Origin of the sequence: Curtobacterium sp. SP.BCo, assembly GCF_051903265.1 — a bacterium.
GTDB lineage: Bacteria > Actinomycetota > Actinomycetes > Actinomycetales > Microbacteriaceae > Curtobacterium.
Map to the genome: position 1 here is coordinate 286,344 of NZ_CP194337.1, position 23,058 is coordinate 309,401.

The window sequence follows — 23,058 nt, forward strand, 5'->3', positions numbered from 1 at the left end:
CGCACCCGCTGCACCGTGAGAGGACGACATGACCATACGACAGCTCGCGGCCACAGGCGCGCTCCTCCTGCTCGCGCTGTCCCTGACGGTCCTCATCGGTACCTTCGACGCGCAGCGACGTGTCGTCGCAGCGGAGGGCAACGACCTCCGCACCGGCCAGAGCGTCTGGGTGACCGCGACGCTCGATGACCTCGTGGACGCCCGGAGCGTGTTCGAACCGGGGACGAAGGTGTTCGTGGAGCTCGACGACCACGTGCGCGCCGTCGCGATCGTGGCGGGAGCGTGGCTGGACGTTCCGCTGCACAGCGGACATGCCTTGACGGGGGCTCCGGGCGAGGCACTCGTCGGCGCTGACGCTGCGGTCCGCAGGGGTGCCATCGCCGTCGGTGGCGAGACGTACGACGTCGTGGGTCGTCTCGGCGTCCGGGCGGAGAGCCTCCTCTCCGACGAGGTGGTCGTCGCAGACCCGTCCCTGTTCTCCGCATCACCCCAGCGCCTGCTCCTGGACGGTCCGGACAGTGCTCGCCACTACCGCGCACAGTTCCCCGGCCGGGGCGTCGAAGTGGTCGATGACGGCACGAACCGGAGGACGAACGTCGACACGGTGTCCCCGGTCGTGATCACGCTCGGCGCGCTCGTCACCGTGCTCATCACGGTGATCGCGGGCGTGCAGGCCGGACGTCGGGAGCTCCGCACCGCCGCCGTCCGCTTCACCACCGGAGTGCCCCGTCTGACCAGCCTCGGCGTCGCCGCCGTCAGGGTCGGCGCGATCTGCGTCGCCGCGTGCACCGTCGCGCTCGCTTGCGCGGCGGTTGCGGAGCGCGTGACCCTCCTCGAGATCGGCGTCACCGCTGCCGTCGTCACGGCCGGGTCGGTCGTCCTCGCCGCCACGGTCGCGACCTTCTGGCACGGAAGCCGACGATGGAACTGCTGAAGGACCTCCGATCCAACTGGGCCGTCCTCACCGCCAAGGTCGTCGTGATCGTGCTGCTCGCCCTGTGCTGGTACAACGTGGCGTCCTTCACCCAGTCCACGGCACAGGCTGTGGCGCAGGGCTTGTCCGCTCGCGCCGACGCAGACTTGTACACCGTGGTCGACGACCTCGCCCCTGCTGCGTTCGAGGCAGTCCGACACGACGAGCGGGCTCTGGACGGGGTCGCGTCGTTCGTCGACCGCGTCGATGAGGAACCCGGGTTCAACTTCATCTCGTCGTACGACCAGCCCGTCACGGTCCAGGACTTCCGGGGCGATGACCGCTTCGATGTCGGGTACGGCACCGAGTACACGCTCAACGGACCGTACCGAGACGAATCCGGGCGGACCGTCCGCGACGTCAAGTCCATCCAACTCAACGAGACCGCGTACGACTTCGCGGGGCTCTCGGTCGACGACGGCGAGCCGATCCCCTGGGCCGCTGTCGACTGGGGGTCCGACCGGATACCGGTTCTGCTCGGCGACGCTTACCACGGCGTCTACGAGCTCGGAGCGGTCATCACCGGAGCAGTCATCCTGCAGGAGCAGGAACTCGAAGTCGTCGGCTTCCTCCGACCGGACAGCGCCATGTACTTCCGCGGGCAGGCCAACCACTACCTCGACGACACCATCGTGGTGCCCTACCCGCCGGAGCTCGCCGGCCTCGACCGAGCAGCGCTCAACCGGCTGGACCCGGAACTGTTCGGTCGCTTGGCGTTCCAGGTCCTCAACGCCGATCTCGCCGTGGATCGGGATCTCGACTTCGGAGACGTCGTCGCGCGACTCGACGCGATCGGCAACGACACCGGCTTCAGTTCCTACACGTTGCTCGGTGTACCGGCCTACCTCGTGCAGCTCGGTCTCGTCCGCCAGCTCGTCCGGGACAACCTGGCACTGATGACAGCACTGCTGGCTGTCCTGACCGCGGGCGTGGGCACCGTCACGCTCAGTCTCAACAGACTCCTGCGGAGCCGACGAACGCCCGTCGCCAGGCTCCACCACCTCCTCGGCAGGAGTCCGGACGGCGCGAGCCGACTCTTCGGCGCGAGCTGTCTCTGTGAGTACGCCGCTGCGCTCGGCTCGTTCCTCACCGTCAGTTCGCTGGTGCCCAACGACAGTGACGTCGCTCGCATCGGAGTGGCCACGGTCCTCGTCGGTTGGAGTCTGATCGACGCTCGGCTGCAACGGCGAGGCATCCGAGACCGTTTGACCACCCGACCACGAAGGGGTACTGCACGATGATCGCGCTGCGCGACGTCTCGAAGACCATCACCGAACCCGACCGGTCACCACGGGTGCTGTTCGACCGACTCGACTTCGAACTCTCCGACGACGAACGCTCGGTGGCGATCACCGGGCGCAGCGGATCCGGCAAGAGCACCCTCCTCCGGATCCTCGCCGGTCTCGACACCGACTTCGAGGGGACCTACGAACACGACGGGCGCGCACTCGAACGCACAGCACCTCGGATGGCCGCACACCGGCTCAGGCACATCGGCATCGTGACGCAGGACGCCGACCTGCTCGGTGATCGCACCGTGCTCGACAACGTCCGGCTCGGGGTCCCGGAACGTTCCGGGTCAGCAGCCCTCGCGCTCGCCGCACTGGAAGCAGTCGGCATCAGCCATCTCGCCGGCAAGCGCCCCGGACGATTGTCGGGAGGGGAAGCGCAACGCGTCGCCATCGCCCGTGCCATAGCGAAACGTCCACCCGTCGTCCTGGCCGACGAACCCACCGGAGCGCTCGACGAACGAACCGAAGACGACGTGCTCACGCTGTTCGACCTCCTGCAACGAGCGGGAACCCGATTCGTCATCGTCACCCACAGCGGCCGCATCGCCCAGCGCTGCGACCGCCGACTGGTACTCCACCAGAAGCAACTCCTCGAGCCTCACCCGTGATGGCGCTGCGCGACCAGCCGTGGACGCAGAACCGATCACGACCGCCGCTCCGGGCTCGGCTCAGAGGCGCGGGTCCACCGGCTCCGACTCCATCGCCAGCACGCCGAACACCGGCTGGTGCACGCGCCACAGCGGTTCACCTGCCACGAAACGCTCGAGCGACTCCAGGCCGAGGGCGTACTCCCGCAGCGCCATCGACCGCTTGTGTCCGAGGTCGCGGTCACGCAGTCGCGCGAGGTTGCCCGGCTCGGTGTACTCCGGCCCGTAGATGATCCGCAGGTACTCCCGCCCGCGCACCTTCACTCCCGGCTGCACGAGCCCCTTGGGTCCGCGCGTCAGGTTCCCCTCGGGCTTCACCACCGCGCCCTCACCGCCGGCACCCGTGAGGTCCTGCCACCAGTCCGTCGCCGCTGCGCGGCTCGCCTCGTCGTCGACCTGGACGAGCACCGAACGGGTCGCCCGGACGGTGTCGGGAGCGGTCGCTGCGAGCCGGTCGGCCACGCCGAGGTGCCACCCGTGCGGCCGATCGGCGAACGTTCGACCCTCGGCGGCGAGCACCTGGAACGGCGCGAACCGGACGTCGTCGATGCCGGTCGCCGGGGTCGCGTACCGCCGGTAGGACGTGACGTACGCCTCCGCGTCCGCCGCCCGCTTCCGGGTGCGGTCCAGCAGCGCCGTGACGTCGACCCCGGCGTCGCGGGCGGACTCCAGCGCAGCGATCGCGCTCGGGAACGCACCGGCCGCAGCCGCGCCGACCTCGGCGTACCAGTCGCGGATCATGCCCTCGGCCTTCACGGCCCACGGCAGCACCTCGCCGTCGAGCAGGACCCAGTCGCTGTCGAGCTCGGCCCACAGCCCGGCCCGCTCGAACGCGTCGGACAGCCGTCCGGTGAACACGGCGGTGGTCGCCTCGTCGAAGAACGAGCGTCCGGTGCGGGTGTACGCGACGCCGTGCCAGCCGGCCGGGGCGTCGAACCGTGCCGGGTCCCTGGCGAGCAGCACGGTGGCCCGGGAGCCCATGTGCTTCTCCTCCATCCGGACCTGCGTCACGCCCTGCCCGCGGTAGTACGCGAACGCCTCCTCCGGGTGTTCCAGGTGGTCGGGCAGCGCACTGGTCGCGACGGGACTCATCGTGGGCGGGAGGTAGGGCAGCCAGCGTGGGTCGATGGCGAAGCGACTCATCACCTCGAGCGCGCCGGCGGCGTTCTCGGCGCGGATCCCGACCCGGCCGTGGTGCCGGGTCTCGACGATCTGCTTGCCGGTCACGTCCTCGATGGGGAGCACGCCCGGGACGCGACGTGGAGCCGGGCCGGCACCGCGCCTCCCGTCCGCCTGCTGGGCAGTCCTGGAGGCGCGACCCGCCTCCGCCCCGTCGTCGTCCGTCGACGACGTGGCCGGGCCGCGCAGCGGCTCCAGCGGCTTGGCCGGCTCGTAGTGCACCCGCTCGGCGTCCACCTGCACGACCTCGCGCTCCGGGTACCGGAGGGCGGAGAGCTTCCCGCCGAACACGCATCCCGTGTCGAGGCACATCGTGCCGTTGATCCACTCGGCGTCGATGGTCGGCGTGTGTCCGTAGAGGACCGTCGCCGGACCCCGGTACGAGTCCGCCCACGGCAAGCGGACCGGCAGGCCGTACTCGTCGCTCTCACCGGTCGTGTCGCCGTACAGCGCGAACGCCCGCACCCTGCCGGACGCCCGTCCCTGGTACTGCTCCTTCATGCCGGCGTGCGCGACGACGAGGGCACCGCCGTCGAGCACCAGGTGGCCGACGAGCGAGCGGCAGAACTCCCGCACCTCGGTGCGGAACTCCTCCGGTTCGGACGCCAGCTGGGCGAGGGTCTCTGCGAGCCCGTGCGACGTCTGCACCTTCCGGCCGTCGAGGGCCCGGACGAGCTTGTCCTCGTGGTTGCCCGGGACGGCGAGCGCGTGCCCGTTCCGCACCATCCCCATCACGAGCCGGAGGACGCCGGGGGTGTCCGGGCCTCGGTCGACCAGGTCGCCGAGGAACAGCGCCCGACGGCCCTCCGGGTGCACCGCGTCGACCGGGCGGCCGCGCTCGTCGCGGACCAGGCTCCAGCCGAGCCGGCCGAGCAGCGACTCGAGTTCGGACCGACAGCCGTGCACGTCGCCGACGACGTCGAACGGGCCGTGCTCGTCCTTCCGGTCGTTGAGGAGAGGCTGCCGGACGATCGTCGCGGCGGCGATCTCGTCCTCGCCGTGGAGGACGTGGACGCGACGGAAGCCCTCCTTGCCGAGGTGCTTCAGGCCACGCCGGAGCTGACCCTGCTGACGGCGGACCACCGCAGCCCCGAAGTCACGGCCGACCCGGGCCGCGTTGCGGGCGACGCACACCGTCTCCGGGACGTCGAGCACGATCGCGACCGGCAGGACGTCGTGGTCGCGGGCGAGCTTGACGAAGTCGCGACGTGCTTCGGGCTGGACGTTCGTCGCGTCCACCACGGTGAGGAGCCCCTTCCGGAGCCGGAGTGCCGCCACGTGCTTCAGCGCGTCGAACGCCGCCGGGGTCGCCGCCTGGTCGTTCTCGTCGTTCGAGACGAGCCCGCGGAACACGTCGCTCGACAGGGTCTCGTACGGACCGAAGTGCTGCGCGGCGAACGTCGACTTCCCGGAACCGCTCGTGCCGACGAGGAGCACGAGGGACATCTCCGGGATCGTCAGGGCGGTGCTGCTGGTCCGGTCGTTCATGCGGCGTCCTCCGAGCCGCGCAGGCGGCGGAACAGTGCGAGTTGGGTGGGCGGACCGACCTCGGGGTCGTCGTCGCCGACGGGCCGGAACTCGGTCGTGTAGCCGTGCCGGTCGCCGACCGCGGTGGCCCACGCCCGGAACTCGTCGCGGGTCCATTCGAACCGGTGGTCGGGGTGCCGGAACCGACCGGCTGCGAGCTGTTCGAAGCGGACGTTGTGCTCCGCGTTCGGGGTCGTCACCACCACGGTCGCCGGACGAGCGGCGGCGAAGACCGACGTCTCGAGTGCCGGCAGCCGCTCGGGGTCCACGTGCTCGACGACCTCCATGAGGACGATCGCGTCCAGCCCGGCGATGCGGTCGTCCGAGTAGGTGACCGAGGACTGCAGCAGCCGGACCCGTGCCCGCTGCTCGTCGCTCGCCTCGTCGAGGTGCAGGCGACGTTCGGCTCGCTCGAGCTCGCGCGGGGCGACGTCCGTCCCGATGACCGTCGTGAAGGTGCGGTCCGCCACCAGGTGCCGGAGGAGCGCGCCCTCGCCGCAGCCGACGTCCGCCACGGTGTGGGCGCCGGTGTCCGCGAGCGCGGTGAGGACGGCTTCCGCGCGGCGGCGGTACAGCGGGGTCTCGGCAGCACCGGTCTCCGTGGCGGTCACGTCCGCGGGGCTCGCGGTCGTGCTGGTCGCGGTCGTGCTGCTCGTGGTCGTGCCGGTCACGGTCGTACTGATCGCGGTCGTGCTGGTCGCGGTCGCGTCGCTCGTCTCGTCGAGCCCGAGCAGACGACTCGTCGCGTCCTCCACCAGGGAGTGCTGGTGCGCCAGTGACCGCGTGGTGATGAGGTCCCGGAGCGGGTGCTCGGCCAACCATCCCTCACCCCGGCGGAGCAACTTGCCGACCTCGTCGTCACCGACCCAGTAGTGCTTCGCGTCGTCGAGCACCGGCAGCAGCACGGTGAGCTGCCGGAGCGCGTCGGACAGCCTGACCCTCCCCCGGAGCCGCAGCCCCACGGTGGCGGCGTCGCCCCACTCCGGACGGGTGTCGTCGAGCGGACGCCTGGTCTCCTCGACCGCCCACCCGAGCGGTGCGAACAGCCGGGTGGCGAGGCCGACACCGTGCTGGTCCCGTTCGCTCGGCACGCTCGTGAGTGCGACCTCGAGGTCGATCGGCGCGACCGCCCGCTCCGGCCGGGACTCGCTCTTGCCGGCCATCGCGCTGCGGAACACCTGGCCGATCGCGAGCGCGAGCATCGACGTCGACACGTACGGCCGGTCGTTGACGTACCGGGACAACGCCTGCGCGTCGGCGCCGTAGCGCTTGCTCCGGGCGAGGGCGACCGCGTCGACCTCCAGCAGGAGCGCAGCGGTGCAGACCTCGGCGGTGTCGGCGGGGTAGAACACGTGCGCGGTCCCGACGCTGAGGTCGAACGACTGCGCACGCCCGGGGTGCTTGTGCAGCAGGTGCGAGAGGTCGGGGGCGGCCTCGCCCCGGGTCGAGAGCGTCACGAGCACGTGGGCCTCCGTCGGTCGTCCTCCGGCGCAGTCCACCGGCCGGCGGTCGACCGGAGGACGATCCTACGCCGCCGAGATCCCCGCCACCGGCGGTTCCGTGCCCGCGATGCTCCTCGACGTGACCGACACTCCTCCGTTCGCCGAGGAGGCGCTCGCGACGCACGGGACGGGGCCGAGCCGCACGTGCGACCCGGCCCCGTCCGTGGTGCTCAGTCCGCGAGGACGGCCGGACTCGTACCGCTCGCGAGGCCGACGCCGAACGAGGTCGCCGCGTTCGTGTTCGTCACGCTCCACAGGTCGCTCGAGTTGGTCTGCACCGCGATGACGTACCCGCTTCCCACCGCGGCGATCGCCGGACTCGTGCCGGACTCCAACCCGATCGAGAAGTGCGTCGCCGCCTTCGTGTTCGTGATGCTCCAGAGGTCGCCGGTGTTGGCCTGCGCCGCCACCACGTAGCCGCTCGACGTCTTGAGGATCGCCGGGCTCGTGCCCGCCTCCATCCCGATGGGGAACGCCGTCGCCGCCTTCGTGTTCGTGATCGTCCAGAGCACGTTGGTGTTGGTCTGCACCGCGACGGTGTAGCCGCCCGAGGTCGCCGTGATCGACGGGCTCGTGCCGGGTGCCATGCCCACGTCGAACGCCGTCGCCGCCTTCGTGTTCGTGATGGTCCACAGCTTGCCGGTGTTGGTCTGCACCGCCACGGTGTACCCGCCCGAGGTCGCGGTGATCGACGGGCTGGTACCCGCCGCCATGCCGACGTCGAAGGCCGTCGCAGCCGAGGTGTTCGTGATGGTCCACAGCTTGCCGCTGTTCGTCTGGACGGCGATCACGTACCCGCCTCCCGAGGTCGGGATGATCGCCGGACTCGTCCCGGCCTTCATGCCGACCGGGAAGTGCGTCGCCGCACCGCCGGAGGTGATCGACCACAGGTCGCCACCGGACGCCTGGAACGCGATGACGTACGAGCTGCCCGAGAGCTTGGCGATCGCGGGGCTCGTGCCCGACGCCACGCCGACCGGGTAGGACGTCGCCGCCTTGCCGGAGGTGATGCTCCAGAGCCCCGTCGTCTTGACGTGCCCGGCCATCACGTACGAGGCGGAGGGTACGGGCTCGTTCGGGATGCCGGGCCCGTAGGTCGCGCCCGGCTGCGACGAGTTGTGCGCACCAGCCGGGCCGTCGCCACGGGGCGTCCACTGCCCCGGGTCGGCGACGAACGCCGGCGCGACGGACTGCAGGTACGACGAGTACGAGCCGTTCGTGTAGGTGGTCCACGGTGAGAACGACTCCCCCGCTGCGACGTACTTCGCGAAGGCGGCCTCGGCGTTGTTCCACGGGTCGAGCATCTGGTAGTCGACCCCGTACTGCGGGACGGAGTCGCCGCAGGTGATCTGCCACAGCCCCCACCCGGCACGGTCGCTCCCGCTGCCGCAGTAGCCGACCCCCTGCTGGATCGCGCCCGGGTTCCCGCCGCTCTCAGCGATGGCGATCGCCGCAGCGGTCTTCGCGCTGGCGGCAGTGCCGCCCGCATCGATCCAGAACCCCTCGATCGCCGCGTACGAGAGCGCCCCGCTCCCGCCGGACGCCGCTGAAGCGGGCGTCGTGGTGGTCACCGCAGCCCCTGCGATGACCAGTGCTGCTGCGGCGAGCCCGCCGAGCAGCTTGATGGACGTCGTTCCCCTGCGCCGTGTGATCGGCGCTTCCCCTGTCGTCATGAGGTCAGGCTGGACTCGGGCCGACGTCGTGGCCGCCACGCCCGCTGTGAGAGCAGGCCCGGACGTGAGAGTTCCGCCAGCTACCCGCCGGTATCCCCAGGCTGGACCGACCGGACGCTCGGGTTCCGTCGAGGTGCCGTCAGAGTGCGACGCCGGCCCAGCGCGGCCCGGTGGCGGTGACGACCACCCGGCGCGGCTCGTCCGGGACGTCGTCCGGGTCGAGGTCGTCCGGGTCGTCCGCACCGGCACCCGTCGCGCGGACGATCTCCACGTCGAGCACGCTGTCGGAGATGCCGTCGACGAACCCGCGCCCCCACTCCACCACGACGATCGCGGCGTCCCAGTCGAGGTCGAGGTCGTCGAGCTCCACGGGGTCGGACAACCGGTAGGCGTCGACGTGCACGAGGTCCGGCCCCGAGGTCGTCGGGTGCGTCCGGGCGAGCACGAACGTCGGGCTCGACACCTGACCACGGGCCCCGAGCGCCGCACCGAGCCCGCGGGTGAGCGTGGTCTTGCCGGCTCCGAGCGGGCCGGTCAGCACGACGAGGTCTCCCGCGCGGAGCACCGCGGCCAACCGGGCGCCGAGCTCGCCCATCGCCTCAGTGGACTCGACGGTGGTGTCGAGCAGCACGCGGGCGTCGGTCACCGTTCGCCCCGGAGGTACTCGGCGACGTGCCCCTCCACCCGGTGCCCCTGGTACTCGCGGGGCACGCGGGAGCCGATGCGGCAGACGATCTCCTCGCCGATCGTGCCGAGGGCCTCGCCCCACTCCAGCACGGTGAGTTCGTCGCGCTCACCCGTGCCGAACAGCACGACGGTGTCGCCGACCTGCACGTCGTCGTCGCCCACGTCCACCAGGAACTGGTCCATCGCCACACGACCGGCGATCGGGTACCGGGTGCCGCCGATCGCGACCTCGATGCGTCCCTGCGCCAGGCGGGGCACGCCGTCGGCGTACCCGACCGGCACGAGCGCCAGGGTGGTCTCCCGGGTCGTCCGGTACGTGTAGTCGTAGGAGACCCCGGTGTCGACGGGCACCCGCTTCGTCTTCGCGACCGAGGCGGTGAGCGTCATCACGGGTTCCAGCCCGAGGTCGGCGGCGGAGACCCCGTCGGCGCCGGGGATGCCGAACAGGTTCGCGCCCATCCGGACCATGTCCTTGCGGAACTCCTTGCGCTCGAGCCCGGCGAGCGACGCGGCGACGTGCTCCATCGGGACGTCGAGCCCGAGGTCGTCTGCCTGCTCGACCGCGGCGTCGAACAGTGCGACCGCGGCCGCGTCGTCGTCGTCGGAGGCCTCGGCCAGGTGCGTGTACGCGGCGACGACCTCGATCCGACCGGCACGCTGCGCATCGAGCGCCGCCGACACCAGCGACGGCCAGGCCTCCGGGGTCGCGCCGTCGCGGTGCAGTCCCGAGTCGAAACCGAGGTGCACCCGCGCCGGACGCTGGTCCACCGCATCGGCCACCCGCTGGAGCTCGGCGACGTTCGAGACGCCGAGGTCCACCGCGGAGTCGATGGCGTCACGGAAGTCGAGCGCGGGGTCGTGCTGCCACGTGAACAGGTGCACGTCCTCGCCGACGCCGATCGACCGGAGGCGCAGGGCAGCGGGGACCGTGAGCACCCCGATCCACCGGATGCCCGCGTCGACGGCGGCGAGCGCGATGGGCTCCAGGCCGTGTCCGTACGCGTCGGCCTTCATGATCGCCATCACCTCGACCGGGTCCATCCACTCGCGGACCAGGTCGAGGTTGGCACGGTAGGCGTCGAGGTCGATCTCGGCCCGGCGCAGCGGCGCGTTCACGTCGTCCTCCGTTCGACGCTGCGGCCGACCCGGGCGACCACCTCGTAGTTGATCGTGCCGACGGCCGCGGCCCAGTCCTCCACCGCCGGGTCACCGTTCGCCGGGTCGCCCCAGAGCACCGCCTCGTCGCCGATCTGCACGTCCGCGTCAGCGATGTCGACGTGCATGGCGTTCATCGCGACGCGACCCACCACCGGGAACGTCCGGTCACCGATGCGCACCGACACCCGGTTGCCGAAGTCGCGGTCGAAGCCGTCCGCGTACCCGAGGCCGATGACCGCGAGCGTGGTGTCGTGTTCGGCGCGCCACGTGTAGCCGTAGCTGACGCCCTCACCGGCGCGGACGGGCACCGTGCGCAGCACCGACGCCGTCAGCCGCATCGCCGGACGCAGCCCGAGCTCCGCCGAGGTCCGGTCGGCGAACGGGCTGAGCCCGTACAGCGCGAGTCCGACCCGGGCGACGTCGTGGCGGGTCTCGGGGACGGCGATGCTCGCGGCGCTCGCGGCGAGGTGCACCATGTCGGGCACGATGCCGTTCGCCGCGAGACCGTCCAGCGCGCGCTGGAGTGCGGCGTCCTGGTCGAGGTCGTCGGCCCGGGAGGCGTTCGACAGGTGCGACATCAACCCCTCGACACGGGTGCGGTTACCGCTGCGGGCGAGCCGTCCGGCCGTCTCGAACAGCTCCGGCCACTCGGACTCGACGGCACCGTTCCGGCTCAGCCCGGTGTCGACGCAGACGTGCACCGCGGGGACCTCGGAGTCGGCGGCGGCGGAGAGCTGGTCGACGCTGGAGACCGCCGGTGTGATGCCGAACCGCGCGGCACGGCGGAAGTCCTCGTCGGGGGCGTGCAGCCACGCGAGGATCCGGACTACCTCGTCGATGCCGGCCTGTCGGAGCGCCACGCCCTCGTCGATGTCGGCGACGCCGAGCCACTCCGCGCCGGCGTCCACGAACGCCTGCGCTGCCTCGGCCGCGCCGTGACCGTACCCGTTCGCCTTCACGACCGCGATGACGCCGGACGGGGCCACCTGTTCGGCGACCCGACCGTAGTTGGCGATCAGCGCCTCCCGGTCGACGGTGATGCCCGTGAACGCACTCATGCGACCCCCCTGCCGATCCGCGACTGCGCCGTCGAGCCACGACCGTCCGTGCACGCACTCAATGCCTGTCCCCTGTTCCTTCCAGGACCACGAACGCCGTCGCGATCCCTCCGTCGTGCGAGAGCGACAGGTGGACCGACCCGACGCCCCGCTCGTCCGCCACCTGCTGCGCCCCCTGGCGCAGCGTCAGCGACGGGTTCCGTTGGTCGTCGGAGACGACTTCGAGGTCCTGCCAACTCAACCCCGCACTCGAGCCGAACGCCTTGATCAGCGCCTCCTTCGCGGCGAACCGGGCCGCGAGCGACGCGATCGGGCGGGGCTCCCCGTCGCGCAGGAGCTCCCCCGGCGTGAACAGCCGCGTGCGCATCGCCGGCGTCCGGTCGAGCACCCGCTCGAACCGTTCCAGGTCGACCACGTCGACCCCGATGCCGATGATCACCGTGCGACTACTCGACGGTGACCGACTTCGCGAGGTTGCGCGGCTGGTCGACGTCGAGGCCCTTGGCCGCGGCGAGCTCCATGCCGAACATGTGCAGCGGCGCGACCGCGAGCAGCGGCTCGAACAGCGGCGTCGCGAGCGGGATGCGCAGGACCTCGTCGGCGAAGGGGAGCACGGCGGCGTCGCCCTCTTCCGCGATGGCGATCACCCGGGCACCGCGGGCGCGGATCTCCTGGATGTTCGACACGACCTTCGGGTGCAGCGACCGCGGGTCCCGCGGGGACGGCACGATCACGAAGACGATCTGCCCGGGTTCGATCAGCGCGATCGGCCCGTGCTTGAGCTCACCGGCGGCGAAGCCCTCGGCGTGGATGTACGCGAGCTCCTTGAGCTTCAGTGCACCCTCGAGCGCGATCGGGTAGCCGACGTGCCGACCGAGGAAGAGCACGCTGCGGGTGTCCGCCATCCAGCGGGCGAGGTCCTTGATGCCGGACGCGTCGTCGATGGTCTGCTGCAGCTTCGGGGCGAGGCCCTCGAGCTCGGCGACCTGCTCCGCGATCTGCTCGGCCGTCAGCGTGCCGCGCAGCGTGGCGAGGTGCAGCCCGAGCAGGTACAGGGCGACGCCCTGCGCGATGAACGCCTTCGTCGAGGCCACGGCGACCTCGGGCCCGGCGTGCGTGTAGATCACGGCGTCGGACTCGCGCGGGATCGTCGCACCCTGGGTGTTGCAGATCGACAGGACCTGGGCGCCCTGCTCCCGTGCGTACTTGACCGCCATGAGCGTGTCCATCGTCTCGCCGGACTGGCTGATCGACACCACGAGCGTGCGGTCGTCGAGCACCGGGTCGCGGTAGCGGAACTCGTGTGCGAGCTCGACCTCCACCGGGACGCGGGCCCACTGCTCGATGGCGTACTTGCCGAGGATGCCGGCGTAGGCGGCGGTCCCGCAGGCGATGACGATGACGCGGTCGACGGTGGCGAGCCGCTCGGCGATCGGGTCGAGGTCGGTCAGTGTGACGGCGCCGTCGTGCACGCGGCCGAGGATCGTCTTCGCGACGGCCTCGGGCTCCTCGCTGATCTCCTTCGCCATGAAGGAGCTCCAGCCGCCCTTGTCGGCGGCGGAGGCGTCCCAGTTCACCTCGAACTCGCTCGGCGTCGCCGGGGAGCCGTCGAAGTGGATGACGTCGACGCCGTCGGGACGGATCGTGGCGATCTCGTCCTGTCCGATCGCGAGGGCGCGCTGCGTGTACGCGACGAAGGCCGCGACGTCGGAGCCCATGAAGTTCTCGCCGTCGCCGAGGCCGACCACGAGCGGGGAGTTGCGACGGGCACCCACGACGACGCCCGGCTGGTCGGCGTGCACGACGAGGAGCGTGAAGGCGCCCTCCAGCCGCTGCACGGCCTGCTGCATGGCGGCCGTCAGGTCACCGGTCGCACGGAACGAGCGCGCGACGAGGTGCGCGGCGACCTCGGAGTCGGTCTCGCTGTGGAACTCGACCCCCTCGGCCTGCAGCTCGGCGCGGAGCTCGGAGAAGTTCTCGATGATGCCGTTGTGGATGAGGGCGAGCTTGCCGCCGTCCGCGAGGTGCGGGTGTGCGTTGCCGTCGGTCGGCCCGCCGTGGGTCGCCCAGCGGGTGTGCCCGATCCCGGTGCCGCCGTCGGCGATCGGGTGCGACTCGAGCTCGTCCACGAGAGCCTGGAGCTTGCCCGCCTTCTTCGCCGAGGCGAGGTCGTGCGACCCGTCCACGACGGCGATGCCCGCCGAGTCGTAGCCGCGGTACTCGAGTCGACGGAGACCACCGAGGAGCACGTCCTGGCTGCTGTTGCTGCCGACGTAGCCGACGATTCCACACATGGCATCGATCCTACGGTCTGCCTGGACACCCACCCTGCGAAGCAGCAGGGCTGGGGATAACGTTTGGGACATGGGACGGTTCGACGACATCGCGATCACGACACTCCACGGCGAGGAGACCACGTTCGGCGCGTACGCGGACAAGGCGGTGCTGGTCGTGAACGTCGCGTCGCGGTGCGGCCTCGCTCCGCAGTACGAGCAGCTCGAGGCGCTCCAGAAGCAGTACGGCCCGCGCGGGTTCACCGTCCTCGGGTTCCCGAGCAACCAGTTCCTGCAGGAGCTCGGCACGTCCGAGGCGATCGACGAGTACTGCTCCACCACCTGGGGCGTCACCTTCCCGATGTCCGAGAAGGTCAAGGTGAACGGCAAGAGCGCCCACCCGCTCTACCAGGCCCTCAAGGAGACCCCCGACGCGACCGGCAAGGCCGGCCGGGTCGCGTGGAACTTCGAGAAGTTCCTCGTCGCCCCCGACGGCACCGTCACGCGCTTCCGCCCCACCACGAAGCCGGACGCCCCCGAGGTCGTCGCCGCCATCGAGGCGGCCCTCCCCGCCTGATCCCGCGGGCTGCGGTGCCAGCGTGCCGCGGTGGTCGGACTGGAGGCGCGGATCGCCGCATCCGGTCCGCTCACCTGCACCGCGCCTCCCGTCTGTACGCTCGTCCCCATGCCGATCACGGAAGCCACCGTCGCGCACCCGACCCCCTTCGTGGAGATCCCGCGGCGCGAGTGGTCGCAGCTCGCACCGCGGGAGCACCTCTCCCTGACCGAGACCGAGATCGTGCAGCTGCGCGGGCTCGGCGACCGCCTGGACATGCAGGAGGTGCAGGAGGTCTACCTGCCGCTCTCCCGCCTGCTGACGCTGTACGCGGCGGGCGCGCGGAACCTGCACGCGTCGACCTCGGCCTTCCTGGGCGACCGGGCCGGACGCACCCCGTTCGTGATCGGTGTCGCCGGGTCGGTCGCGGTCGGCAAGTCCACGGTCGCGCGCCTGCTGCGTGAGCTCACCAAGCGTTGGCCGGACACCCCGCGGGTCGAGCTCGTCACGACCGACGGCTTCCTGTACCCGAACGCCGAGCTCGAACGGCGCGGGATCATGGACCGGAAGGGCTTCCCGGAGTCGTACGACCGTCGGTCCCTGCTCCGGTTCGTCAGCCAGGTGAAGAGCGGTGCCACCGAGGTGCGGGCGCCGTACTACTCGCACCTCGTCTACGACATCGTGCCGGACGCCGAGATCGTCGTGCGGCAGCCGGACATCCTCATCGTCGAGGGGCTGAACGTGCTCGCGCCGCCGGTGCACGGGCGCCTCGCGCTGAGCGACCTGTTCGACTTCACGATCTACGTCGACGCGAAGACGAAGGACATCGAGGCCTGGTACGTGGACCGGTTCCTCGCCCTGCAGGAAGAGGCGTTCGCCAGCCCGGACTCGTTCTTCCACCGGTTCGCGTCGCTGTCGCGCGCGGACGCGATCGACACCGCGACGCAGGTGTGGCGGGCGATCAACGAGCCGAACCTGGTCGAGAACGTGCTGCCGACGCGCTCCCGGGCGACCCTCGTGCTGAAGAAGGCGGCGGACCACAAGGTGTCGAGCGTCCTGCTCCGCAAGATCTGAGGGCGGGGCGCGGCGGGGCGGCGCCTCCGCTTGCAGGGGCGCCGCGTTGCGCCCCCGAATGAACATCGCGCCCCGTTGCAACGGGGCGCGATGTTCATTGCGGGGCGCGAAGGGTACGGCGCAGCGGGGCGCGCCGGGCGCCGGCGCAGCGGGACGCCGACCGCCCTACGCGGCGTCGAGCGTCAGGCGGTCGCGGACGACGTCGGCGAGCTCGCCGGCGATCCGCTCGGCATCGGCCTGCGAGGCCGCCTCGACCATCACACGGACGACCGGCTCGGTGCCCGACGGCCGCAGCAGCACCCGTCCGGTGTCGCCGAGCTCGGCGGACGCAGCGGTGACCGCGTCCTGCACGCCCTGGTCCGCGAGCCCGGTCCGGTCCACACCGCGGACGTTGAGCAGGACCTGCGGGAACACGGTCATGCACGACGCGAGCTCCTGCAGCGACTTGCCCGTCCTGGCCATCTCGGCGACGAGGTGCAGCCCCGTCAGGATGCCGTCGCCCGTGGTCGCGAACTCGTTGAAGATGACGTGGCCGGACTGCTCGCCACCGAGCGAGAACCCGCCCTCGGTCATCCGCTCGAGCACGTACCGATCGCCCACTGCGGTCTGCTCCACCGTGATGCCGTTGTCCGCCATCGCCCGGATCAGCCCGAGGTTCGACATGACGGTCGCGACGAGCGTGTCCGACACGAGGTGTCCGCGCTCCTTGAGTGCGAGCGCGAGGATCGCCATGATCTGGTCGCCGTCGATCGCGTTGCCGGCGGCGTCCACCGCGAGGCAGCGGTCCGCGTCGCCGTCGTGCGCGATGCCGACGTCCGCGCCGTGCGCGAGCACCGCACGGGCGAGGTTGTCGATGTGGGTGGACCCGACACCGTCGTTGATGTTCATGCCGTCCGGGTCGGCGCCGATCAGCGTGACCTTCGCGCCGGCGTTCACGAACACCTCGGGCGAGACGCCCGCGGCCGCACCGTTCGCGCAGTCGAGCACGACGTGCAGGCCGTCGAGCCGGTTCGGCAGCGTGCCGAGCAGGTGGACGACGTAGCGGTCCTCGGCGTCGGCGAACCGGGTGATCCGGCCGACGTCGACGCCCGTGGGGGTCGGAGCCGAGTGGTCGTGCATGGCCGCTTCGATGCGGTCCTCGACCTCGTCGGGGAGCTTGCGGCCGCCCGTGGCGAAGAACTTGATCCCGTTGTCGGGAGCGGGGTTGTGCGACGCGGAGATCATCACGCCGAAGTCGGCGTCGATGTCCGCGACGAGGAACGCCGCAGCAGGGGTGGGGATGACCCCGGCGTCGAGGACGTCGACGCCTGCGGAGGCGAGCCCGGCCGCGACCGCGGCTCCGAGGAACTCGCCGGAGACGCGTGGGTCACGCGCCAGGACCGCGCGGGGGCGCGGTCGACCGGACGCCCGACGGGCGTCCGCGTGGTGTCCGTGTGTGAGGACGGCCGCGCTCGCCTGGGCAAGACCCAGTGCGAGCGCGGCCGTCAGCTCGCCGTTGGCGAGACCACGAACCCCGTCGGTACCGAACAGACGCGGCATGGCGATCTTCAGCCGGTGACGACTAGCGCTTCGAGAACTGCGAAGCCTTGCGGGCCTTCTTGAGACCGGCCTTCTTGCGCTCGATGACGCGGGCGTCGCGGGTGAGGAAGCCGGCCTTCTTCAGGGTGGCGCGGTTGTTCTCGCGGTCGATCTCGTTCAGCGAACGAGCGATGGCGAGGCGGAGCGCGCCGGCCTGACCCGAGGGGCCACCACCGGTGATGCGGGCGACGACGTCGTAGGCGCCGAGGAGCTCGAGCACCTTGAACGGGTCGTTGATGAGCTGCTGGTGCAGCTTGTTCGGGAAGTAGTCCTCGAGCGTGCGGCCGTTGACCGTGAACGAGCCGGAGCCCGGCACGAGACGGACACGCGCGATGGCCTCCTTGCGGCGCCCGACGGCACCGCCGGAGACGTTGAGGATCTGACGGGGAGCGGCCTCGGCAGCGGCGGGTGCGCTCTCCGTGGTGAAGCTCTCCGGGGTCTGGTCGAGGGAGTCAGCGATCTGAGCCATGAGTTTTACCTAGTCCTTGGAAGTCGTCGTGGCCGGAACTACTGTGCGACCTGGTCGAAGGTGTACGCCTTGGGCTGCTGCGCCGAGTGCGGGTGCTCCGCGCCGGCGTAGACCTTCAGCTTCTTGAGCTGCTCGCGACCGAGGGTGTTCTTCGGCAGCATGCCGCGGATCGCCTTCTCGACGGCGCGGGTCGGGTGCTTCTCGAGCATCTCCGGGTACGAGGTCGCCGTGAGGCCGCCCGGGTAGCCCGAGTGACGGTAGTAGACCTTCTTCGCGAGCTTCGAACCGGTCAGGGCGACCTTGTCGGCGTTCACGATGATGACGTAGTCACCCATGTCCATGTGCTGGGCGAAGGTGGCCTTGTGCTTGCCACGCAGGAGCGCGGCGGCGTGGGTGGCGAGACGGCCGAGGACGACGTCGGTCGCGTCGATGACGATCCAGTCGTGCTGGACGTCTGCCGGCTTCGGGGAGAACGTACGAGTCACAGTGGTGCTGCTTTCGTGTCGAGGTGAGGAGTCCGTGAATCCCGCTCCGGTGGGTGTTCACGCAGGAGAACCCGTGTGAACGGCCCGGTGGAGGGCTCATCTGACTGTCCGGCGCACAGAGCGCGCAGACCAAGGTGAGAGCCTACCCGACACGGGTCGCGTTGTCGAACGGCGGCACGTGCGGACCGTTCCGCGCACGGTGACGGACGGGAGGCGCGGTGCGAGCCCGCACCGCGCCTCCCGTCCGTCACGGCGACGTCCGTCAGCCGAACAGGCTCCGCAACCAGGCGATCAGCGCGGCGAGCGCAGCGAGCGCGTCCGCCACCGGATGGCCGCCGTGGCCGGGACCGCCGTGGCCGGGATCCCCGTGCCCGGGGTCGCCGACGCCGGGCAGGTCGATGCCGACCAGGATCGGGTCGTGGTCGCTGGCGCGGTACACGTCGTCGCGGTACAGGTCCGTGACGTTGTAGTCGTAGCGGCTGTACTCCAGGCCGACGGACTCGACCGAGTTGATGTTCCAGATGTCCACGCCGGTGACGGTCCGGAGCGCCGCCTTGGAGGCGAACACGTGGTCGAGCGAGCCGCTCAGCCCGCTGAACACGTACGACCACTCGGTGGCGTCCTCGGTCGGCCCGAGGTCCGTGTAGCCGGCGTCGTCGAGGACCTTGACCGGGTCCTCCTGGCTGTAGGCGTTGAAGTCACCGAGCATGAACACCTTGTCGGTGCCGGCCTGCCGCTGCTGCGCGGTCGAGAACGACACGAGTGCCTTCGCCTGCTCGACGCGCGAGTGGTTCGAGGCACCCTGGCCGTCGCCCTGGTCGGCGTCGACGCCCTCGCCGGAGCCCTTCGACTTGAAGTGGTTCGCGATGACGAGGAACGTGTCCTGCTGCTTCGGCTTCTCCGGCTTCTGCGGGCCCTTTCCCTTGCCGGGCTTCGTGACGACCGGCGCGAACGCCTGGGCGAGCGGCTGCCGGGCGTTGGCGAACGCGGTGGAGTCGAGGATGGTCGATCCCCCGACGGGCTGGACGCGGTCCTTCTTGTAGATGAGCGCGAGGCGGATGACGTCCTCGCTCGCAGGCGTCTTCGCCGGGGACTTCGCGTACGCCCAGGTGTCCTTGCCGGTCGCCTGGTTGAGCGCTGCGACGAGGGTGGCCACGGCTGCGTCGCGGTCCTTGCCGAAGCGCGCGGAGTTCTCGATCTCCTCGAGGGAGACGACGTCGGCGCCGAGGCCGTTGATCGCCTTCACGATCTTCACCTGCTGCCGGGCGAGGTCGTCGGCGTTCGCCGCACCCCGGGCGTCGCAGCCGCCGCGCACCGTCACGGGGTCGCCGTCACGGTCCGTGTAGTACGTGCACCCGGTGAGCTGGTCGCCGGTGGTCGGGAAGTAGTTCAGGACGTTGAACCCGGCCAGCCGGACGTCGCCGCCGACGTTCTCCGGGGCGGTGGTCCGCACGTCCGAGAACGCCGTCGGCAGGTCGGCCGCCGGGGTCGCGCCCGTGATGGGCGAGGTGGGCTGGAACTTCCAGGCGTCGTTCCGGTAGTCGAGGACGACCGGCTTCCGGAAGGTCGCGGCGGCGCCGACGGTCACCGGGCCCTGGGTGAGCCAGGACACCGGGATCGACTGGTTCGCGGCACTGAGGAAGTTCGTGCTCGCCCCGTCGTCGAGGACGACCGTGCGCGCGGCGTTGTCCGCGGTGACCGCGGCGGCTTCCGCGCTGCCCGGACGGGCGACCTCGGTGGGCTGGAGCAGACGTTGCGTGCCGCTCGCCAGCACGACCTCGCCGTACTGGTTCGTCGTGTAGTTGTCGGCGACGGTGTAGTCGCCCTGCGGCGCGACGAGCATGCTCTCGAGCGACTCGCGCTGTGCGTCGGTCCGCGGGAAGGTGATCGTGGCCGGGACGGGCTGGACGACGCCGTCCTTCGGCAGCTGCTCGAGGCCCGTCGCCGACGGGACCGTCAGCTCGGTCAGGCCGTTGAACTCGGACACGGTGCCGGTGAGCCGGACGACGTCGCCGACGCGGACCGAACCAGCGGTGGACGCGGAGTAGACGAACACGGCGTCGGACGCGGTGTGCGTCGCCAGGTCGAGCGCCCCGCCGGTGCCGGCGGTCTGGATCGTGTAGCCGTTGAAGCCGCCCGTGGCGTAGACGGCCGTGACGACGCCGTCGGTGCGGACGGTCGTGCCGACGTACGGGGAGGCCTCGCCGGTGCCCTGCAGCTGCGCGATGGTGATCTGTTCGGCCGGCGTCCCGGGGTCGGTCGGGTCGGTGGGGTCCGTCGGGTCCGTGGGGTCCGTCGGCTGCGTGGTCTCCCCCGCGGCGTTCTCCGGCGTGATCGTCGACGTGACCGTGAAGTCCGCGGCGTTCGAGTCGGTGTCCGTCGTGCCCTGGCGGGTCAGTGCGTCCGGGACCGAGTTCGCCGTGCCGGCCGGGGCGACCGCCGTCTCGAACGTGTTCGAGGTGCCGTACCCGAGCAGGTCGACGACGCCCGGGGTGCCCGTGGCGACGGCGCCCGCGGGCAGCGTCAGCGCGGTGGCCTGGTCGGCGAGCACGAGGGTGCCCGTGGAGCCGGACGGGTTCAGACCGGTGACGGCGTCGGGCTCGGGGAGCGCCTGGCCGTTCGAGCCGTTCGACCCCATCTGCACGAGGTAGGTGCCGTGCGCGGGGACGGAGCCGGTGAGCTTCCCGACCGCGGGGGCGCCGGTGCCGGTCGCCGCGCGGTACTGGACCGACCAACCGTCGACGCTGACGGGGGTGTCGGTGGGGTTGCCGAGCTCGACGAACTTGTTCGTGAACGGCTGGTTCGCGCTGCCGCCCTTGAGGTAGGCCTCCTCGATGACGAGGCCGGTGTCGGCGGGGTTCGCGCTGGCGGTGGAGACGGAGACGAGTGGTGCGGCGACGAGCGCGGCGGCAGCGGTGGCGCACAGCAGAGTGCGCCCGACGGATCTGTGCATGCTCGCACGCTACCGACCTGCAGGGGCCCTCAGGTTTCCGGCGGGTGAACGATCCGTTCCACCCCCGATCGGGGTGCGGCCGGCCGGCGCCCGGCCGGCGGGAGCGGCCGGCCGGGCGGGTGCGGCTGGGCGGGTGCGGCTCGGCGAGACTCGGGCTGGCGGACAGTTCTCGCGCGGCGACGGGCGAGAACTGTCCGTGGAGCCGAGACTCGGGCCGTTCCGCTCCCGTCAGGCGCCGATCGGCAGCCAGGCCGACCCGACCCGGTGCACCGCCGGCCCGTGCCCGGGCAGCAGGATCTCCGGGATCGGCAACGCACGAGCGGACTCGAGGGCTCGCGACGGCTCCGCCGTGAAGAACGGCGTGATCATCCTGGGCCGCGGCGACCACGACCCCGGCTGCGTGTCGTGCCGACTCACCACCGCGTCACCCGTGACGATCGCGTTCGCCGCGGGCAGCAGGTAGGCGGTCGACCCGTCGGTGTGCCCGGCCGCGGGCAGCGGTGCGATGGCCCGCCCGTCGAAGTCGGCCGCCGTGAACGCCCGCGCCGACGGCACCGTGGTGGGCCGGAGCGCGTCGGAGCGGATCGCCCGGGCAAGCCACCGCAGCACCCGCGGGGACGCCAGCCGCCCGCCGATCTCCGCCGGGGTGACCTGCTGCCGGGCCGGTCCGCGCACGTTGTCGAGTTCGTCGGCGTGCGCCAGGACCTCGACGTGCGGGTGCCGTTCGAGGATCCCCGGGATCCCGCCGACGTGGTCGACGTGCCCGTGCGTGACGTAGACGCGGCGCAGGTCGTCGAGGTCGTGACCGGCGTACCGCACGGTGTCGAGCACGAGGTCGGTGTCGGCCGGGTAGCCGGCGTCGATCAGGGCGACCCCGTCCTCCTCCGCGAGGACGACCCAGTTCGAGACGGGCCCCTCGACGAACACCACACCGGGTGCGACGGACACGACGGAGCGGGGTTCGCGGGAGGTCATCCCCCGACGCTACCGCCGTCGTCGGCCGCTCCGCGTCGCGCCCGGGTCTGCGTCGCCCGGGCGGCGAGCTCCTCGTCGGCCGGGTACCCGACCTCCGTCAGGGTCAGGCCCTTCGCGGGTGCGACCTTGAACGCGCTGGTGCGGGTCTCGGCGACGCGCAGCTCCTCGAGCCGGTCGGCCCCGAACCGGCCCTCACCGACCGCGATGGTCGCCCCCACCATCGCGCGCACCATGGAGTGGCAGAAGGCGTCGGCCTGGAGGCGCGCCACCAGCACGCCGTCCGGCTCGCGGTCCCAGCGGAACTCCTGCAGCGTCCGGATCGTGGTCGCGCCCTCGCGCGGCTTGCAGAAGGTCGCGAAGTCGTGCAGCCCGAGCAACCGCAGCGCACCGCGCTCCATCGCCGCCGGGTCCAGACGCGTCGGGTGCCACACGGTGTGCCCCCGACGACGTGGGTCGCGCGGAGCGTCGGCGTCCGCGATCCGGTACGAGTAGCGCCGCCAGAGCGGGGAGAACCGGGCGTCGAACCCGTCGGGCGCGACGGAGGCCCGGGTGACGACGACGTCCCCGTCCGGTGCGGCGATGCCGTTGAGTCGCTTCACCAGGGACTCGAGCGGCGATCGCTTGGTGCCGAGGGCCTCCCACTGCGACACGGAGAGGTCGACGTGGGCGACCTGCCCGGTGGCGTGCACGCCGGCGTCGGTGCGTCCGGCGACGGTGAGCAGTGGTGGTTCGCCCCACCGGGTGAAGACGGTCGCGAGCGCGGACTCGAGCGCTCCCTGCACGGTGCGGAGTCCGGGCTGCCGGGCCCACCCGGAGAACGCGGCCCCGTCGTAGGCGATGTCGAGCCGCAGCCGGACGCCGTCCGCCGGACCGCCGCCCGCACCGCCGCTCTCGGAACCAGCCGTCTCGTCCACGCGACCACCGTACCGGCGGGGAGCCGCGCCTCCCGTCCGTCGACGGCCGCCCGTCCGCGCAACCGCAGCCCGACCCGGCCGCTCA

The 23,058-nt window shown here is 71.5% G+C and carries 19 protein-coding genes; 5 read left to right on the top strand and 14 right to left on the bottom strand.

Annotated features, from left to right (window positions below; translation table 11 throughout):
• Nucleotides 1-28 precede the first annotated feature (28 nt).
• From ACRQ4B_RS01320 to ACRQ4B_RS01330, 3 genes are read left to right on the top strand one after another with little or no spacing between them, the layout of a single operon-like run.
• Nucleotides 29-934: a hypothetical protein gene (locus ACRQ4B_RS01320; RefSeq protein WP_439692928.1), complete on the top strand. Its 906-nt coding sequence runs from the start codon at nucleotides 29-31 to the stop codon at nucleotides 932-934.
• Nucleotides 922-2,214 carry a hypothetical protein gene (locus ACRQ4B_RS01325; RefSeq protein WP_439692929.1) on the top strand — a complete coding sequence of 431 codons (1,293 nt, stop codon included), beginning with the start codon at nucleotides 922-924 and terminating at the stop codon, nucleotides 2,212-2,214. The genes ACRQ4B_RS01320 and ACRQ4B_RS01325 overlap by 13 nt, the downstream gene beginning before the upstream one ends.
• The gene (locus tag ACRQ4B_RS01330) at nucleotides 2,211-2,873 is read left to right on the top strand and encodes an ABC transporter ATP-binding protein (protein ID WP_439692930.1); all 663 of its coding nucleotides are present in this window, start codon (nucleotides 2,211-2,213) and stop codon (nucleotides 2,871-2,873) included. Before ACRQ4B_RS01325 ends, ACRQ4B_RS01330 begins: the two co-directional genes overlap by 4 nt.
• Before the next feature lie 60 nt (nucleotides 2,874-2,933).
• Here ACRQ4B_RS01330 and ACRQ4B_RS01335 read toward each other — a convergent pair whose 3' ends face one another.
• The 8 genes from ACRQ4B_RS01335 to glmS form a co-directional block, all read right to left on the bottom strand.
• Entirely contained in the window at nucleotides 2,934-5,579 is a 2,646-nt protein-coding gene (locus ACRQ4B_RS01335; protein WP_439692931.1) for a polynucleotide kinase-phosphatase, read from the bottom strand.
• Complete coding sequence (locus ACRQ4B_RS01340; protein ID WP_439692932.1) at nucleotides 5,576-7,081, bottom strand: 3' terminal RNA ribose 2'-O-methyltransferase Hen1; 1,506 nt, start codon at nucleotides 7,079-7,081, stop codon at nucleotides 5,576-5,578. The genes ACRQ4B_RS01335 and ACRQ4B_RS01340 overlap by 4 nt, the downstream gene beginning before the upstream one ends.
• 209 nt (nucleotides 7,082-7,290) lie before the next feature.
• Nucleotides 7,291-8,793, bottom strand: a complete 1,503-nt coding sequence (locus tag ACRQ4B_RS01345) for a hypothetical protein (RefSeq protein ID WP_439692933.1) — start codon at nucleotides 8,791-8,793, stop codon at nucleotides 7,291-7,293.
• Between the two features lie 139 nt (nucleotides 8,794-8,932).
• Nucleotides 8,933-9,439, bottom strand: a complete 507-nt coding sequence (gene tsaE, locus ACRQ4B_RS01350; protein ID WP_439692934.1) for a tRNA (adenosine(37)-N6)-threonylcarbamoyltransferase complex ATPase subunit type 1 TsaE — start codon at nucleotides 9,437-9,439, stop codon at nucleotides 8,933-8,935.
• Entirely contained in the window at nucleotides 9,436-10,596 is a 1,161-nt protein-coding gene (alr, locus tag ACRQ4B_RS01355) for an alanine racemase (protein ID WP_439692935.1), read from the bottom strand. Before alr (ACRQ4B_RS01355) ends, tsaE begins: the two co-directional genes overlap by 4 nt.
• On the bottom strand, nucleotides 10,593-11,696 hold the full coding sequence (gene alr / locus ACRQ4B_RS01360; protein WP_439692936.1) for an alanine racemase: 1,104 nt from the start codon (nucleotides 11,694-11,696) through the stop codon (nucleotides 10,593-10,595). The genes alr (ACRQ4B_RS01355) and alr (ACRQ4B_RS01360) overlap by 4 nt, the downstream gene beginning before the upstream one ends.
• Before the next feature lie 58 nt (nucleotides 11,697-11,754).
• Nucleotides 11,755-12,135 carry a holo-ACP synthase gene (locus tag ACRQ4B_RS01365; RefSeq protein ID WP_439692937.1) on the bottom strand — a complete coding sequence of 127 codons (381 nt, stop codon included), beginning with the start codon at nucleotides 12,133-12,135 and terminating at the stop codon, nucleotides 11,755-11,757.
• A gap of 7 nt (nucleotides 12,136-12,142) precedes the next feature.
• Nucleotides 12,143-13,990 carry a glutamine--fructose-6-phosphate transaminase (isomerizing) gene (gene glmS, locus ACRQ4B_RS01370; RefSeq protein WP_439692938.1) on the bottom strand — a complete coding sequence of 616 codons (1,848 nt, stop codon included), beginning with the start codon at nucleotides 13,988-13,990 and terminating at the stop codon, nucleotides 12,143-12,145.
• Nucleotides 13,991-14,060: 70 nt separating this feature from the next.
• On the opposite strand from glmS, the gene ACRQ4B_RS01375 reads away from it, so the two are divergent.
• Both ACRQ4B_RS01375 and coaA read left to right on the top strand, forming a co-directional pair.
• On the top strand, nucleotides 14,061-14,546 hold the full coding sequence (locus tag ACRQ4B_RS01375; protein ID WP_439692939.1) for a glutathione peroxidase: 486 nt from the start codon (nucleotides 14,061-14,063) through the stop codon (nucleotides 14,544-14,546).
• Nucleotides 14,547-14,654: 108 nt separating this feature from the next.
• The gene (gene coaA / locus ACRQ4B_RS01380) at nucleotides 14,655-15,599 is read left to right on the top strand and encodes a type I pantothenate kinase (RefSeq protein ID WP_439692940.1); all 945 of its coding nucleotides are present in this window, start codon (nucleotides 14,655-14,657) and stop codon (nucleotides 15,597-15,599) included.
• Nucleotides 15,600-15,764: 165 nt separating this feature from the next.
• Here coaA and glmM read toward each other — a convergent pair whose 3' ends face one another.
• The 6 genes from glmM to truA all read right to left on the bottom strand — a co-directional run bounded on the left by glmM (nucleotide 15,765) and on the right by truA (nucleotide 22,973).
• Entirely contained in the window at nucleotides 15,765-17,138 is a 1,374-nt protein-coding gene (gene glmM, locus ACRQ4B_RS01385; RefSeq protein WP_439692941.1) for a phosphoglucosamine mutase, read from the bottom strand.
• 22 nt (nucleotides 17,139-17,160) lie between these two features.
• Complete coding sequence (gene rpsI / locus ACRQ4B_RS01390) at nucleotides 17,161-17,646, bottom strand: 30S ribosomal protein S9 (protein ID WP_079237360.1); 486 nt, start codon at nucleotides 17,644-17,646, stop codon at nucleotides 17,161-17,163.
• 38 nt (nucleotides 17,647-17,684) lie between these two features.
• Nucleotides 17,685-18,131, bottom strand: a complete 447-nt coding sequence (gene rplM, locus ACRQ4B_RS01395; protein WP_022906970.1) for a 50S ribosomal protein L13 — start codon at nucleotides 18,129-18,131, stop codon at nucleotides 17,685-17,687.
• A gap of 262 nt (nucleotides 18,132-18,393) precedes the next feature.
• The gene (locus ACRQ4B_RS01400; RefSeq protein ID WP_439692942.1) at nucleotides 18,394-21,084 is read right to left on the bottom strand and encodes an ExeM/NucH family extracellular endonuclease; all 2,691 of its coding nucleotides are present in this window, start codon (nucleotides 21,082-21,084) and stop codon (nucleotides 18,394-18,396) included.
• 228 nt (nucleotides 21,085-21,312) lie between these two features.
• A complete protein-coding gene (locus ACRQ4B_RS01405) occupies nucleotides 21,313-22,059 on the bottom strand; it encodes an MBL fold metallo-hydrolase (protein WP_439692943.1) in 747 nt (248 codons plus the stop codon).
• Complete coding sequence (gene truA / locus ACRQ4B_RS01410; RefSeq protein WP_439692944.1) at nucleotides 22,056-22,973, bottom strand: tRNA pseudouridine(38-40) synthase TruA; 918 nt, start codon at nucleotides 22,971-22,973, stop codon at nucleotides 22,056-22,058. The genes ACRQ4B_RS01405 and truA overlap by 4 nt, the downstream gene beginning before the upstream one ends.
• Nucleotides 22,974-23,058: the final 85 nt, after the last annotated feature.

Bases quoted from the DNA above. Each gene is read 5' to 3' on its own strand.
- ACRQ4B_RS01320 (WP_439692928.1), top strand. From the start codon at position 29: ATGACCATACGACAGCTCGCGGCCACAGGCGCGCTCCTCCTGCTCGCG.
- ACRQ4B_RS01325 (WP_439692929.1), top strand. From the start codon at position 922: ATGGAACTGCTGAAGGACCTCCGATCCAACTGGGCCGTCCTCACCGCC.
- ACRQ4B_RS01330 (WP_439692930.1), top strand. From the start codon at position 2,211: ATGATCGCGCTGCGCGACGTCTCGAAGACCATCACCGAACCCGACCGG.
- ACRQ4B_RS01335 (WP_439692931.1), bottom strand. From the start codon at position 5,579: ATGAACGACCGGACCAGCAGCACCGCCCTGACGATCCCGGAGATGTCC.
- ACRQ4B_RS01345 (WP_439692933.1), bottom strand. From the start codon at position 8,793: ATGACGACAGGGGAAGCGCCGATCACACGGCGCAGGGGAACGACGTCC.
- alr (WP_439692936.1), bottom strand. From the start codon at position 11,696: ATGAGTGCGTTCACGGGCATCACCGTCGACCGGGAGGCGCTGATCGCC.
- glmS (WP_439692938.1), bottom strand. From the start codon at position 13,990: ATGTGTGGAATCGTCGGCTACGTCGGCAGCAACAGCAGCCAGGACGTG.
- ACRQ4B_RS01375 (WP_439692939.1), top strand. From the start codon at position 14,061: ATGGGACGGTTCGACGACATCGCGATCACGACACTCCACGGCGAGGAG.
- coaA (WP_439692940.1), top strand. From the start codon at position 14,655: ATGCCGATCACGGAAGCCACCGTCGCGCACCCGACCCCCTTCGTGGAG.
- glmM (WP_439692941.1), bottom strand. From the start codon at position 17,138: ATGCCGCGTCTGTTCGGTACCGACGGGGTTCGTGGTCTCGCCAACGGC.
- rpsI (WP_079237360.1), bottom strand. From the start codon at position 17,646: ATGGCTCAGATCGCTGACTCCCTCGACCAGACCCCGGAGAGCTTCACC.
- ACRQ4B_RS01400 (WP_439692942.1), bottom strand. From the start codon at position 21,084: ATGCACAGATCCGTCGGGCGCACTCTGCTGTGCGCCACCGCTGCCGCC.
- ACRQ4B_RS01405 (WP_439692943.1), bottom strand. From the start codon at position 22,059: ATGACCTCCCGCGAACCCCGCTCCGTCGTGTCCGTCGCACCCGGTGTG.